The organism is Nocardia miyunensis NBRC 108239, assembly GCF_001613065.1.
Taxonomy (GTDB): Bacteria; Actinomycetota; Actinomycetes; order Mycobacteriales; family Mycobacteriaceae; genus Nocardia; species Nocardia miyunensis.
The window spans coordinates 135,273-148,911 of sequence record NZ_BDBQ01000031.1; the positions used below are offsets into that span (position 1 = coordinate 135,273).

Annotated in this window: 13 protein-coding genes and 1 pseudogene; all 14 read right to left on the reverse strand. The window is 66.8% G+C overall.

From position 1 onward, the window contains the following. Positions 1-54 precede the first annotated feature (54 nt). A complete protein-coding gene (locus NM2_RS13370; RefSeq protein ID WP_067668324.1) occupies positions 55-2,592 on the reverse strand; it encodes an ATP-dependent Clp protease ATP-binding subunit in 2,538 nt (845 codons plus the stop codon). A 514-nt stretch (positions 2,593-3,106) separates the two neighbouring features. Then, entirely contained in the window at positions 3,107-3,730 is a 624-nt protein-coding gene (locus NM2_RS13375; protein ID WP_067668266.1) for an FHA domain-containing protein, read from the reverse strand. Positions 3,731-3,969: 239 nt separating this feature from the next. Next, entirely contained in the window at positions 3,970-4,338 is a 369-nt protein-coding gene (locus NM2_RS13380; RefSeq protein WP_067668268.1) for a histone-like nucleoid-structuring protein Lsr2, read from the reverse strand. A gap of 116 nt (positions 4,339-4,454) precedes the next feature. Continuing rightward, positions 4,455-5,921 carry a lysine--tRNA ligase gene (lysS, locus tag NM2_RS13385; protein WP_067668326.1) on the reverse strand — a complete coding sequence of 489 codons (1,467 nt, stop codon included), beginning with the start codon at positions 5,919-5,921 and terminating at the stop codon, positions 4,455-4,457. 294 nt (positions 5,922-6,215) lie between these two features. After that, positions 6,216-6,638, reverse strand: coding sequence for a rhodanese-like domain-containing protein (locus NM2_RS13390; RefSeq protein ID WP_067668328.1), 423 nt, complete (start codon positions 6,636-6,638; stop codon positions 6,216-6,218). An 80-nt stretch (positions 6,639-6,718) separates the two neighbouring features. Continuing rightward, a pseudogene (locus tag NM2_RS13395) lies at positions 6,719-7,339 on the reverse strand (cysteine dioxygenase); the annotation flags it as partial. A 168-nt stretch (positions 7,340-7,507) separates the two neighbouring features. Continuing rightward, complete coding sequence (locus NM2_RS13400; RefSeq protein WP_067668270.1) at positions 7,508-8,329, reverse strand: type III pantothenate kinase; 822 nt, start codon at positions 8,327-8,329, stop codon at positions 7,508-7,510. 38 nt (positions 8,330-8,367) lie between these two features. Continuing rightward, complete coding sequence (gene panD, locus NM2_RS13405) at positions 8,368-8,787, reverse strand: aspartate 1-decarboxylase (protein ID WP_067668272.1); 420 nt, start codon at positions 8,785-8,787, stop codon at positions 8,368-8,370. Between the two features lie 13 nt (positions 8,788-8,800). Beyond that, a complete protein-coding gene (gene panC, locus NM2_RS13410; protein ID WP_067668274.1) occupies positions 8,801-9,757 on the reverse strand; it encodes a pantoate--beta-alanine ligase in 957 nt (318 codons plus the stop codon). After that, complete coding sequence (locus NM2_RS13415) at positions 9,757-10,737, reverse strand: Rossmann-like and DUF2520 domain-containing protein (protein WP_084530909.1); 981 nt, start codon at positions 10,735-10,737, stop codon at positions 9,757-9,759. Before NM2_RS13415 ends, panC begins: the two co-directional genes overlap by 1 nt. Before the next feature lie 493 nt (positions 10,738-11,230). Next, the gene (locus NM2_RS13420; protein ID WP_218025910.1) at positions 11,231-12,085 is read right to left on the reverse strand and encodes a DUF6779 domain-containing protein; all 855 of its coding nucleotides are present in this window, start codon (positions 12,083-12,085) and stop codon (positions 11,231-11,233) included. A 73-nt stretch (positions 12,086-12,158) separates the two neighbouring features. After that, positions 12,159-12,626 (reverse strand): DUF3180 domain-containing protein, encoded by a 468-nt coding sequence (locus tag NM2_RS13425; protein ID WP_067668330.1) that lies wholly within the window; start codon positions 12,624-12,626, stop codon positions 12,159-12,161. 22 nt (positions 12,627-12,648) lie between these two features. Further along, positions 12,649-13,185: a 2-amino-4-hydroxy-6-hydroxymethyldihydropteridine diphosphokinase gene (gene folK, locus NM2_RS13430; protein WP_067668278.1), complete on the reverse strand. Its 537-nt coding sequence runs from the start codon at positions 13,183-13,185 to the stop codon at positions 12,649-12,651. Next, positions 13,182-13,568 carry a dihydroneopterin aldolase gene (gene folB / locus NM2_RS13435; protein ID WP_067668280.1) on the reverse strand — a complete coding sequence of 129 codons (387 nt, stop codon included), beginning with the start codon at positions 13,566-13,568 and terminating at the stop codon, positions 13,182-13,184. The genes folK and folB overlap by 4 nt, the downstream gene beginning before the upstream one ends. Between the last annotated feature and the right edge of the window lie 71 nt (positions 13,569-13,639).

Genomic DNA, 13,639 nt, shown 5'->3' on the forward strand with positions numbered 1-13,639 from the left:
ATATGACGCACGGCCCCTCCCGGATGGGAGGGGCCGTGCGACGGTATTGCCGATTTACTCTCCGGACGCGCTGGACTCACCGGCGAGCGCTGCCACCGGTTCCTCCTCGGCGGGCTTGGCGGGCTTCTCGCGACCGACGAAGGTGAACTTGGCGTCCTCGCCCTGCCCCTCGCCGTCCCAGCCCTCGACTGCGACCGAGACGATCTGGCCGGGGCCGATCTCGCCGAAGAGGATCTTCTCCGACAGCTGGTCCTCGATCTCGCGCTGGATGGTCCGGCGCAGCGGGCGAGCGCCCAGCACCGGATCGAAGCCGCGCTTGGCCAGCAGGCTCTTGGCCTGCTCGGACAGCTCGATCTCCATGTCCTTGTTCCGCAGCTGGGTGGCGACGCGGTTGATCATCAGGTCCACCATCTCCACGATCTGGTCGGTGGTGAGCTGGTGGAAGACGATCACGTCGTCGATGCGGTTCAGGAACTCGGGGCGGAAGTGCTTCTTCAGCTCGTCGTTGACCTTGAGCTTCATCCGCTCGTAGTTCGAGCCCTCGGTGTTGGACTGGGCGAAGCCCAGGCCGACGGCCTTGGAGATGTCCGAGGTGCCGAGGTTCGAGGTGAAGATCAGCACGGTGTTCTTGAAGTCGACCGTGCGACCCTGACCGTCGGTGAGGCGGCCGTCCTCCAGGACCTGCAACAGGGTGTTGTAGATCTCCTGGTGGGCCTTCTCGATCTCGTCGAACAGCACGACCGAGAACGGCTTGCGGCGCACCTTCTCGGTGAGCTGGCCGCCCTCCTCGTAGCCGACGTAGCCCGGAGGGGCGCCGAACAGCCGCGAGGCGGTGAAGCGGTCGTGGAACTCGCCCATGTCGATCTGGATGAGCGCGTCGTCCTCGCCGAACAGGAAGTTCGCCAGCGCCTTGGACAGCTCGGTCTTACCGACACCGGACGGACCGGCGAAGATGAACGAACCGGACGGACGCTTCGGATCCTTCAGGCCGGCGCGGGTGCGGCGGATGGCCTTGGACACGGCCTTGACCGCATCCTCCTGGCCGATGATCCGCTTGTGCAGCTCGTCCTCCATGCGGAGCAGACGGGTGGTCTCCTCCTCGGTGAGCTTGAACACCGGGATACCGGTCCAGTTGGCCAGCACCTCTGCGATCTGCTCGTCGTCGACCTCGGCCACGACGTCCAGATCGCCTGAGCGCCACTGCTTTTCGCGATCGGCGCGCTTGGCGACGAGTTGCTTCTCCTTGTCGCGCAGGCGCGCGGCCTTCTCGAAGTCCTGCGCGTCGATGGCGCTTTCCTTCTCCCGGCGCGCGTCGGCGATCTTGTCGTCGAATTCGCGCAGGTCCGGCGGCGCGGTCATGCGACGGATGCGCATCCGGGCGCCGGCCTCGTCGATCAGGTCGATCGCCTTGTCCGGCAGGAACCGGTCGTTGATGTAGCGATCGGCCAGCGTCGCGGCCGCGACCAGCGCGGAGTCGGTGATCGAGACGCGGTGATGCGCCTCGTACCGGTCCCGCAGGCCCTTGAGGATGTTGATGGTGTGCTCGACGGTCGGCTCGCCCACCTGGACCGGCTGGAACCGGCGCTCCAGAGCGGCGTCCTTCTCGATGTACTTGCGGTACTCGTCGAGGGTGGTTGCGCCGATGGTCTGCAGCTCGCCGCGGGCCAGCTTGGGCTTGAGGATCGAGGCCGCGTCGATCGCGCCCTCGGCCGCGCCCGCACCGACCAGCGTGTGCAGCTCGTCGATGAACAGGATGATGTCGCCGCGGGTGTTGATCTCCTTGAGCACCTTCTTCAGGCGCTCCTCGAAATCACCGCGGTAGCGGCTGCCCGCGACCAGGGAACCCAGGTCGAGGGTGTACAGCTGCTTGTCCTTGAGCGTCTCGGGGACCTCGCCGTTGACGATGGCCTGGGCCAGACCCTCCACGACGGCGGTCTTACCGACGCCGGGCTCGCCGATCAGCACCGGGTTGTTCTTGGTGCGGCGGCTCAGCACCTGCATGACGCGCTCGATCTCCTTCGAGCGGCCGATGACCGGGTCGAGCTTGCCCTCGAGCGCGGCCTGGGTCAGGTTTCTGCCGAACTGGTCGAGCACCAGCGAGGTGGACGGGGTGCCCGACTCGCCGCGCGAGCCCGACTCCACCGGCTCCTTGCCCTGGTAGCCCGACAGCAGCTGGATGACCTGCTGACGCACCCGGTTCAGGTCGGCGCCGAGCTTGACCAGGACCTGGGCGGCGACGCCCTCGCCCTCTCGGATCAGGCCGAGCAGAATGTGCTCGGTGCCGATGTAGTTGTGACCGAGCTGCAGCGCCTCGCGCAGGCTCAGCTCCAGCACCTTCTTGGCCCGCGGGGTGAACGGGATGTGCCCGGACGGGGCCTGCTGACCCTGGCCGATGATCTCCTCGACCTGGCTGCGCACACCCTCGAGCGAGATCCCGAGCGACTCGAGCGACTTGGCCGCGACACCCTCACCCTCGTGAATCAGACCCAGCAGGATGTGCTCGGTACCGATGTAGTTGTGGTTGAGCATCCGGGCCTCTTCCTGGGCCAGGACAACGACGCGCCTCGCGCGGTCGGTGAACCTCTCGAACATCGCTCCCTCACTCTCCTGCTCCGACATTCCGGCATCCGGCGCTTCAGACGACTGAGCGCAAGCCTGCCATGAAGCCCTGGGGCTGCATCCCCCGCCTCCACTCTAGTTGGCCGGGGTCGCGGGCGTCGTCCGTCCACCCTATTGCGAACGTCCGACAACCCGTCTCATTCATGCATAACGCGACGGTCCCCGCATTCGTTTCCGACCCGACTATGCCGACAGCGAACAACCGGTATCCGGGGCCCGCGCCTCGCTCCGGTGGCGTCGGCCGACTTCAGACCTGACGTTACCGGGAGTCGGCGGAGCTCAGGCAAGCGAGAGCCGAGGTCCGACAAGTCCCCTGCCCGCCGCCGGTGATTGCGGGCGGATCTCTCCGCACACAACCAACCACCTCGTAACGTGCCCAGCGGCGAAGCGTCTCCGTCCCGCTGGAAGTCGCCCGCGAAGCGAAAGGCTCAGCAAGAACACCTGAAGGGTTTTCGGCGCGGAGCGGAGGCCAGAAACACAGCAGATATTACAGATCGCGCTCTGCGATGATGCCGCTCTGCAGGGCCAGGCCCGCGAGACGCACTCGCTTCTGGTTCTGCGGCAGGTCCTCCACGCCGAACTTCGAAAACAGCGTGCGCAGATGGGTTTTGATGGCGTCCACGCTCAGGAACAGCTCGTCGGCGATCTGCTGATTCGATGCGGGGGTGGCGAACCCGGCATTGTTCTTGTACGGGCGGCACAGCGCGATCAGTACCGCGCGCTGGGTATCGGTGAGCGAGCGCAGCGTCGGGAACGAGCCCGAGGAGATGCGCGTCGCGTCATCGGGCGCACCGCTGTAGTCGTGGAAGGACACCAGCGAGGTGCCCACCCGGATCCGGTCTCCGGCGGCGAGGCGGCGACGGCCCGCCAGACGCTCACCGTTGACGAAAGTGCCGTTGCGCGAAAGGCCGTCGTCCACGATCGTCCACTGCGCGCCCAGATACTCCACCGCCGCGTGCAACCGCGAGACCTCCGCGTCCCACGACAGCGTCAGATCCGCCTGCGGCGAGCGCCCGATGGTGATGCGCTGCTGATCTGGACTGAGTGTCAACTCCTGTTGACGCCCGGCATCGTCCGCGAAGCGTAGGAAAGATCCCCGGAAAACGCTCACCGCGACGACACCTCGGTCACCGGAACCAACGACGTATTCTGCACAGTTTCCATGGTGCCGCGCCCTCCCGGCACGAGCAAGATCGTATAGTTGACAACCCCGGAAGTCGGGTCACCGGTTATATCCGATATGCATGAAAACGCCGCCGCTGTCCGGATGTCGCACGATTCCTCCGGACCGCGGCGGCACAATGGGAACAACCCGTCGGCGTCCCGGCGGCCGATGTACTAGTGGCCGTACTAGTTGGTGCGGCCGACTTCCTTGTTGTACGCGTCGGTAATTTCCGCGGAGATACGTCCGCGCGCGGAGACCTTGTGACCCTTGCGCCGCGCCCATTCACGAATTGCGGCACTCTGCTCACGATCCATCGACACCCGACTCTTCGGCGCACCCGTGTTCACACCCGCCGCCTTGCCGCCGCGCCGACGGCCGCTCACCCGACGTGCGCTGGCGACCCAGGTTTCCAGGCCGTCACGCAGCTTCGCCGCGTTTGTCGTGGACAAGTCGATCTCGTATGAAACACCGTCGATCGCAAACTCGATGGTCTCATCCGCGATGGACTCCCCATCGACATCGTCGATCAGGCTAACGGTGACCTTCTTTGCCATGAGATGAACGTCCTCTCGAAATCGTGCGACCCGCATACTAGGCCGATACCCGAGTCGAGAATACCTCGAATTCGGAAATTTCCAAGCCGGGGTCGGTCAAATGAATCCGGTACCACTCAGCGTGCTGCGGGACGCACAATTGGGAACAGTATCGTTTCCCGGATTCCGAGCCCCGTCAACGCCATCAGCAAGCGATCGATTCCCATACCCGTTCCGGTCGTCGGCGGCATACCGTGTTCCATCGCGGCGAGGAAGTCCTCGTCCAGCCGCATCGCCTCGTCGTCACCGGCAGCGGCCAATCTGGCCTGATCGATGAACCGCTCGCGTTGAATGACCGGATCCACGAGTTCGGAATAGCCCGTTGCCAACTCGAAGCCCCGGACGTACAGATCCCACTTCTCGGTCACGCCCGGCTTGCTGCGATGCTGGCGGGTCAGCGGTGAGGTCTCCACCGGGAAGTCACGCACGAAAGTCGGCGCGTACAGCTTGTCGCCATAGACGTGCTCCCACAGTTCCTCGACGAGTTTGCCGTGCCCGTAGCCCTTGTCCTGCGGAATTTCCAGACCGACCCGTTCGGCCAGCGCCAGCAATTCCGGTACGGTCGTTTCCGGAGTGACCGGCACACCCAGCGAGTCGGACAGCGACGGGTACATCTCCACGGTGTTCCACTCGCCGCTCAGATCGTATTCGGTGCCGTCGGCCAGGGTCACCGCCTGTGTGCCGAACACCTCCTGCGCGACCTCCTGGATCAATTCCCGCATCATCCGCGCGGAATCGTCATAGGTGCCGTACGCCTCGTAGGTTTCCAGCATCGCGAACTCGGGGGAATGCGTGGAATCCGCGCCCTCGTTGCGGAAGTTGCGGTTGACCTCGAAGACCTTCTCGATACCGCCGACCACGCACCGCTTGAGGAACAACTCCGGCGCAATGCGCAGGTACAGATCCATATCCAGGGCATTGGAATGGGTGATGAACGGACGCGCCGCGGCACCGCCGTGCAGGGTCTGCAGCATCGGCGTCTCGACCTCGAGGAAACCCCTGCGCTCCAACGCATTTCGCACCGCGCGCACGACCTGTACGCGGGTGCGCGCCATTTCCCGGGCCTCCGGGCGCAGGATCAGATCCACATAACGCTGCCGGACCCGCGACTCCTCGCTCATCTCCTTGTGCGCGACCGGCAGCGGACGCAGCGACTTGGCGGCCATCGACCAGGAATCGGCCATGACGCTCAATTCACCGGTACGCGAGGAGATCACTTCGCCATGCACGAATACGAAGTCGCCGAGGTCCACATCGGCCTTCCAGGCCGCCAGCGCATCCGCGCCCACGCCGTTCAGGCTGATCATCGCCTGCAGCTTGGTGCCGTCGCCCTCCTGCAGCGTGGCGAAACACAGCTTGCCGGTATTGCGCACGAATATGACGCGTCCGGCGATGCCGACCGTCAGACCGGTCTGTGTATCGGGTTCCAGGTCGGGATGGTCGGCCCGAATTTCCGCGAGCGTATGCGTGCGCGGAACCACCACCGGATACGGCTGCACACCCTGCTCGAGCAGCCGCTCGCGCTTGTCCCGGCGAATCCGGATCTGCTCGGGGACATCGACTTCCGCTGCGGCAGGACGGGTTTGCCCCGCGGGTTTCGAGCCCGCGGCGCGACCGGATGACGGGGTGTTCGGGGTGCTCACAGCACATACCCTATCGTGCGCGGTAAATCGTTCAGCGCGCCGCCTGAGCACTACCGGGACGTAACCCGTCGACGGCATTTCCGGTGCGCCGAGGGGCGCGAGCGGGCACGGCGAATCTCTCCGGAAAGGTGATATTCCGGACACCGACCCGAAATCTATTGCGCCGGTCCGCCGTTCGTCCCGGGAACGGGAGAATTACGTCGAGACGAGTGCGCCGACCGCACGACTGAAGTGCGTCGCGCCCGCGGCCACCGACAGCAGCCCGGCCGCCTTCAGCGCCTGATATCCACCCACCAGATCGGTGGCCCGGCGCAATCCGAGCCACTGCAGCGAGGCCGCGGCCAGGCTCGAGGTATACCCTTCCGAGCACACGATGATCCATTCCACGTCGTGATCCGCGGCCAGGGCCAGACGTGCGGAACTGGTCGGATCCAGCCGCCATTCCAGCACGTTGCGTTCGATCACCAGCGCGCCCGGCAGTGTGCCCTCTTTACCGCGCTGTGCCTGCGGCCGAATATCCACCAGCATCGCGCCGCGCTCGATCGCCTGCGGCAATTCGAATGCGTAGATCCGCGTCAGCTGGGCGCGGGCCTCGTCCAGCATGTCGTCGATCGTCAGATGGGTCATTTCACATCGCCTTCGGGAGTATGTGTGGCCGGGCCCGGATTCGGCAGGATGCCGCTGGTGACCGCGCCGGGCTCGGGCTCGTCGGTGAGTACGGTCCGGGTGCGGCGCAGCGTGCCGTGGCCGGTGACCTCGTAGTAGGACATGGCGGTGAGCGGTGGGGAGTACGCGTGCACGGACAACGTCGGATCCATCGGCCCGAGTTCGGATTTCGCGCCGAGCGCGAGATCCGGGGCGCGGACCACGTCGTGCACCCAGCCGAGCGGGAACGACGCCTGATCGCCCGCGGTGAGCGTGCGCTCGCGTAATTCCCGTCCGTTCCAACGGAATTCCGATAACGCGCCGCTGAGCACGGTGAGCGCGCCCAGCGACCCGGCGTGATCGTGCAGTTCGGTCGAGCTGTCCGGCACCCAGCTGATCAACCAGACATCCACCTCGTCGTCGGCGATAAGCCTTGTGGCCCAGCGATTTTCGGTAGGCCATAGGCCGCCCGCCGGGAACAGGTGGTCGTACCGGCCGGCCAGCACGTCCTCCGCGCCCTCATCGGTCAGGCGCAGCAGATCGGCCGGGCGCAGTCGCGTGGGCAGTGCCGAGGCCACGGCGCGGTCGGTGATATCGGTGGACAACCGGGAATTCGCAGCCGAGAAATGCGGCGAGACGATGCGTGCGGGACGAGTGATACCTGCGGAACGCATGAGAGAGGCTCCAGGAGAAGTGGCGGTCGGGGGCATTTGAAGCCCCGACATCAGCCGAGGCGAATCAGCCTCGACAACACTCCTGGATGCTCACGCGGTGGGACACGAGTGCGATAGTAGCAGCCGATCGCGGCAACGCACACCACCGTGTGGCCTACCCGACATCGGCTACTTGTACGGCCGGGCTCGCGCCGAACCGCCCGAACGCTGCTGGTTGCGCTCGTAGACCAGGCGCAGGCCCTCGTGCGTCAGATGCGGCTCGTGATGTTCGATGGTCTCCGATTCGGGCACGATCAGCGGGGCGCTCGGCCCGGTCGCGACGATCGCGACGTCATCACCGGCGAAGGCGTCGAGTTCGTCGCGAATCCGATCGATCAGGCCGTCGACCAGACCCGCGAAACCGAAGATCGCCCCGGATTGCATGCATTCCATGCTGTTCTTCCCCACCACCGAGCGCGGGCGCGCGAGTTCCGCGCGACGCAGCGCCGTGCGCGCCACCAGCGCCTCGGTCGAGATCTCCACCCCGGGCGCGATACTGCCGCCGAGGAACTCCCCCTTGGCCGAGACCAGATCCACGCAGACCGCACTGCCGAAATCGACCACGATCGCCGGCGAATTGTCGAAACGCTGATATGCCGCGAGACAATTCACGATCCGGTCCGCGCCGACCTCCTTGGGGTTGTCGACCAGCAGCGGTATTCCGGTCCGCACGCCCGGCTCGACCAGCACGTGCGGCACATGACCCCAGTAGCGGCTCATCATCTCGCGCAGTTCGCGCAATACCGGCGGCACGGTCGACAACGCCGACACACCAACGACCTGCTCGATCTGCTCACCGACCAGCCCGCGCACCTGCATCGCGAACTCGTCCGCGGTCAACAGCGGATTGGTATGCGTGCGCCACGTCCGGACCAGACTCGAATGATCCCCGCTACCGGAGAACAGCCCGATCTCGATACTGGTATTGCGCACATCGATCGTCAGCAGCATCGGCGCCCCGATCCCCTTTCATTCTGCCCGATGGCAGATCAGACCCGGGTGAGCGAACGCGGAGAGGTCAGGCCCGAGCCCTCCGGGGCGTGCGCCGGATCGGAACCGAGGTGGACCTGGCGGTTGTGCTCGTCGACGAAGACCACGCGCGGGGCGTATTCGCGCACTTCGGCCTCGTCCATCATGCCGTAGGCGATGAGGATGACCAGATCACCCGGATGTACGAGATGTGCCGCGGCGCCGTTGATTCCGATCACTCCGGAACCGCGCTCACCGGCGATCACGTAGGTCTCGAGGCGGGCGCCGTTGGCGATGTCGACGATGCAGACCTGCTCGCCCTCGAGCAGATCCGCCGCGTCCATCAGATCCGGATCCACGGTCACCGAGCCGACGTAGTGCAGGTCGGCCTGGGTCACCGTGGCGCGGTGGATCTTCGACTTCATCATGGTGCGCAACATCGTCGTCGTCTTCCTATGCGGTCGCCGGAGCGTGGTCGGGGGTGGTCGGGTGGCCGTCGATCGGGACGCCGATCGTGAGCGGCATGTTGTCGATCAGGCGCGTCGCGCCGACGCGGGCTGCGACGAGTAGGCGAGCGTTGCCGTTCCAGCCTGTATTTCCCTGCACCGCACCGGGTTCCGGGATCGGACGCAGGTCCGCGGTGCGCAGTTCCAGATAGTCGATCTCGAGATCGGAGACGTTGTCCAGGACCGCTCGCGCGGCCGAGAGCACCGCGTCGGGGCCCAGGCCCGCGCAGTGCCGTCCGGCGGTCAGCGCCGCGGACAGGGTGACCGCCAGGTCCCGCTGCACCGGGTCCAGGTAGCGATTGCGCGAGGACATGGCCAGCCCGTCCGATTCACGGACCGTGGCCACCGGGACGATCTTCACGTCGAAATTCAGATCCCGCACCAGCTGGCGAATCAGGGTGAGCTGCTGATAATCCTTCTCACCGAAGAACGCCTCGTGCGGGCGGGTGATCTGCAGCAGTTTACTCACCACGGTCAGCACGCCCGCGAAATGCGTTGGGCGGGAAGCACCTTCGAGTTCGGATCCGATCGGGCCCGGATGCACCGAGGTGCGCGGCCCGTCCGGGTACATCGCGGCGGCGCTGGGCGCGAAGACCAGTTCCACGCCTTCGCCGCGCAGCAGTTCCACATCGGCGTCGAGAGTGCGCGGATATTTGTCGAGATCCTCATTCGCGCCGAATTGCAGCGGATTGACGAAGATCGAGACGATCACGATCTGATTGGTGCGCCGCGCCTGCCGGACCAATTCCAGATGCCCGGCGTGCAGTGCGCCCATCGTCGGCACCAGCGCGACCTTGCGACCCACCGAGCGCAGGGCGGTCGACACCGCGGTCATCGTCACCGGGTCGTGCAGGACGTTCAGCTCGCCCGGCTTGTACGCACCGCGCAATTTCGGATCGAACATCAGCTGTGCCTTTCTTCCGCCGGATCGGCCGCCTCGGTGGTCGCGTGATGCGGCGCACTCGATTCGCAATCTTCCAGCAAATGGATCAGATCACGGTCCGCGCGCACCCGTTCGGCCGTGCGCAACGACAGTGCGCGATAGCCCGCGGCCAGCCGCGGATCGGTTTCGGCCAGGGCTTTCAGGTGCGCGGCCACCGCGTCGGCGTCACCGCGCGCCACCGGACCCGTCAGCGCGGCCTGTCCGCGGCGCAGCGCGTTCTCCAGTGCGGCCGACGCCAGCGGTGCGAGCATGCGCTCGGCAAGCCCGTTCGGCTCCTCCCCGACCAGTTCCTGACCGAGCAGGCCCGGCCCGGCCAGCGCCGCGCGCAGGGCGGACACGGCGTCCACGACCAGGGTCAGCAGATGATTGCTGCCGTGCGCGAGGGCCGCGTGGTAGAGCGTGCGATGTTCCTCGGCCACCCGGACCGGTTCGCCGCCCATCTCGATCACCAGCGACTGCGCGATCGCATAGCCGATCTCGTCGGCCGCGGTGATGCCGAAACAGGCGTTGGCCAGGCGAGTGAGATCCTCGTCGTGGCCGGTGAACGTCATCGCGGGATGGATCGCCAGCGGCAGCGCGCCCCGCTCGGTCAGCGGCCCCAGCACGCCGACGCCGTTCGCACCCGAGGTGTGCGCGACGATCGTGCCCGGCCGCACCGCCCGCGCCGCGGCGAGCCCGGCCACCAGACCGGCCAGCTCGCTGTCCGGCACAGCCAGAATCAGCAGTTCGCTGCGCCCGGCCACCTCTTCGGCGGGCAGAATCCGCGAATCCGGCAACCGGGTGCGGGCACGCTGAATCGAGGCATCCGAAATCGCGGATACCCCGAAAACGATGTGACCGGCACGTTCGAGTGCCGCACCCACCGCCGAACCCACGCGTCCCGCCGAGACGATTCCCACCGTCAGCCGTGCGGGCGCAGGGTCGGCCCCTGAGACAGGCATGTCCGAGGTCACCATTGTCCTCTCGAAGTCGTTCCAGTCCCGCGACTGCGGCGGGTACCGGACGTTACGTTTCCGAGAATAGGACCCCGCAACTCACCCGACCAGAGCCGGGCCAGGTGACATTCACCGCACTATTTCGCGCCGGAATCGGCTCGCGCCGCGCGAGCCACGGCTCGATCCCGCCCTCGGCGACAATTCGCTCCCGGAACAATCCGCCTGTGGACCGGCCGTAACCGTGCCCGGCGCCTGAACCGGTCGGAGTCGGTCCTCGAATCGGTCCGAGAGCCCGGCACCGAGGAAGTCCACTCTGGCCGAGATCAACCCGTGTCGCAATCGCGGGTCAGCCACGGTCTCGACGATCGATCAGTTCGTCACCCGAACAAATCCGTTCGTGGACTCCTGACACGCGACCGTGGAGGATCACAAGCGCCGCACGCGGATGCGGGCAGTCGGCGACGGCCGCGGCGAGCAGGGGATGATTCGATCCGGCGAATCAGCTGGCGCCGCGTTCGGACTGAAGGTTGGCCATGATCTCGGCGACGGAGAGTTTGCGGCCGGAGTTGCTGTCGCCGGAGTCGGCGAGGCGACGACGGCGGGTGGTCGAGCCGATCGGGGTGGGGCTGGGCGGGGTGTTCGCGGCGTGCGCGGATTCGTCGTGGTCGGCCTCGGCGGCGGCGAGGTCCTCGGCGGTGACGACCGAGGTCTCCGCGGTGACCGGCTCATCGTAGGGGCTGGCGAAGGCGGGGGGTTCGGGGTGGTCCGGTTCGAAGACCGGTGTCACCGGATAGCGGGCGACCACCGGGGAACTCCAGGCGTCCCAGGTGTCGGTTTCCTCCGGGTTATCGTTCGCCGAGGGTGTCGTCGCGGCGTAGGCGCCGGGCAGTTCCTGCAGGCGAATCGCGTCGGCTCGCAGGGCCGGGCGGTCCGCGAGCAGATCGCCGTCGAACAGGCGCTGCAGACTCTCGCGCAACGCCGTGAGCTCCGCCCGCAACGCGGCCATCTCACCGGCGTCGGCGGCGACCTCCTGCCGCACGCGGGCCTCGACGCCGAGCTCGTACTCGCGCCGGGCGGTGATCTCGCGCTCGAGTTGCAGTTTGTACACCGTCTGCAGATCGTGCACCTTGGCCTGGTCGATCGCGGCCTCGCGGCGGTAGCGGGACGCGGCCAGCGCGCCGATCACCGCGGCCCACAGCGCCACGACGAGGCCGACGCGAATCAACTGCACACTGCTGCTCAGGATCAGGAAAGCACTGGCGATCAGGCCGAGCAGAACCAGACCGCCGATGATCAACTTCCCCGCGTCAACCCGTCGGCGGCGGGAAGTACTGCTTCGGGCGGGTGGCACCATGCCCGACAGGGTAGCTCGCGTTCGGGGTTCCGGCTCGCAGCTCAGGGCGTAATTCCAGCCGGAAAGTTTGCTATTAAGTAGCCGGTTCGTCGGGTGGTTCGCTGGGTGCTCGGCAGCAATACTCCAGCCACAGCGCCGCCGCGACGAGCAGCACCCCGGCGATCAATCCGACGATCGCACCCGGCGTATCCGAGCCCGCCGCGTGCAGCGTCGAACGCTGCGGCAGCACCCAGATCAGGAACCCCAGCCACACCCCGGCGGCCAGCGAGCCCACCTGAGCCGATGCCTTCGCCAGCGCGACCGCGCGCGCCGCGGTGATCGGATGCAACTGCTTGGGCCCGTCACCGATCCGCTGATCCCCGACCCGCGCACGAATCACGAAGGCCAGCACCGCATCCAGCGCGGCCACCGGATACAGCGACGCGCCTGCGATCACCGTGATCGGCGGGAAACTCGAATACGCCCAGCGCGTCGCGATCCAGGCGATCAGCGCGGCGACCAAGACGTTCGCGAGCAGATCGAGGATCTTGGTCGGCTTCATGACGTTCATGCCATGGCCCCGCTCACGACACCGCCCGGCGCAATGTCAGTTCGGTCAGCCGCACCCCACCGCGCTCGGCCGGATCCAGCGCGGCCAGCAATTCGCGCACCGGCCTCGGGTGACCGTGCACCTCGAGGATCGCGTCGGGTTCGACCTCCGCCCAGGGCATCAGCACGAAAGCGCGGTTGTGCGCCCGCGGATGCGGCAGGGTCAGGGTCGGGTCCAGGCTCCGGCACACGCGCAGCCCCCCGGGCCGATGTTCGGCACACCAGACCACGTCGACATCGAGAGTCCTTGCGCCCCAGCGCACCTCGCGCACCCGCCCGGCCCGCTGCTCGAGTTCCTGTCCGCGGCGCAACCAGTCTCGCGCATCCGCGGCCGGATCCTCCACCAGCAGAACGGCATTCAAGTAGTTCTGCTGCGGCACACCGCCCCAGGGGGCGGTCGAGTACACCGAGGACACCTCGACGAGCCAGGGCGCGAAGGCATCCACCACGCTGCGCAGATGGACCAGCCGGTCGCCCAGATTCGAGCCGATCGACAACACCGCCCGGCTCATGCGGCCCCCTTCCCGGCGGGCGCGGCCGAAACCTCGGCGCGAGTGCGGGTGGCGACCACCCGGACGTCGGCGAACGTATGCGGAATCGGAGCCGACGGCTTGTGCACCACCACCTCCGTCGCGCTCACCCGCGGATCGGTCATCACATCGTCGGCGATCTCGCAGACCACCGTCTCGATCAGATTGCGCGGCGGCCCCTGCACGATCGCCACCGCGCGCTCGGCCAGCTCGCCGTAGTTCACGGTCCGCGAAAGATCGTCCGTCGCAGCGGCTTCGGTGAAATCCAGCCACAACGTGATATCCACCAGAAACTCCTGCCCCTCACGTCGCTCGAAATCGAAACAGCCGTGAAACCCGAACGCCCGCAACCCTTCCAGCTCAATCCTGTGCTCTTCGGCCTCCGCTCCGCTCCGGCGGGGCCGCGGCCCCCCAAGGGCCGATGCCCTGTCCGACT

What these genes read in the sequence shown, in the direction of transcription:
- NM2_RS13370 (WP_067668324.1), bottom strand. Translation starts at nt 2,592, where the DNA reads ATGTTCGAGAGGTTCACCGACCGCGCGAGGCGCGTCGTTGTCCTGGCC.
- NM2_RS13380 (WP_067668268.1), bottom strand. Translation starts at nt 4,338, where the DNA reads ATGGCAAAGAAGGTCACCGTTAGCCTGATCGACGATGTCGATGGGGAG.
- NM2_RS13400 (WP_067668270.1), bottom strand. Translation starts at nt 8,329, where the DNA reads ATGCTGCTGACGATCGATGTGCGCAATACCAGTATCGAGATCGGGCTG.
- panD (WP_067668272.1), bottom strand. Translation starts at nt 8,787, where the DNA reads ATGTTGCGCACCATGATGAAGTCGAAGATCCACCGCGCCACGGTGACC.
- panC (WP_067668274.1), bottom strand. Translation starts at nt 9,757, where the DNA reads ATGTTCGATCCGAAATTGCGCGGTGCGTACAAGCCGGGCGAGCTGAAC.
- NM2_RS13415 (WP_084530909.1), bottom strand. Translation starts at nt 10,737, where the DNA reads ATGCCTGTCTCAGGGGCCGACCCTGCGCCCGCACGGCTGACGGTGGGA.
- NM2_RS13420 (WP_218025910.1), bottom strand. Translation starts at nt 12,085, where the DNA reads ATGGTGCCACCCGCCCGAAGCAGTACTTCCCGCCGCCGACGGGTTGAC.
- NM2_RS13425 (WP_067668330.1), bottom strand. Translation starts at nt 12,626, where the DNA reads ATGAAGCCGACCAAGATCCTCGATCTGCTCGCGAACGTCTTGGTCGCC.
- folK (WP_067668278.1), bottom strand. Translation starts at nt 13,185, where the DNA reads ATGAGCCGGGCGGTGTTGTCGATCGGCTCGAATCTGGGCGACCGGCTG.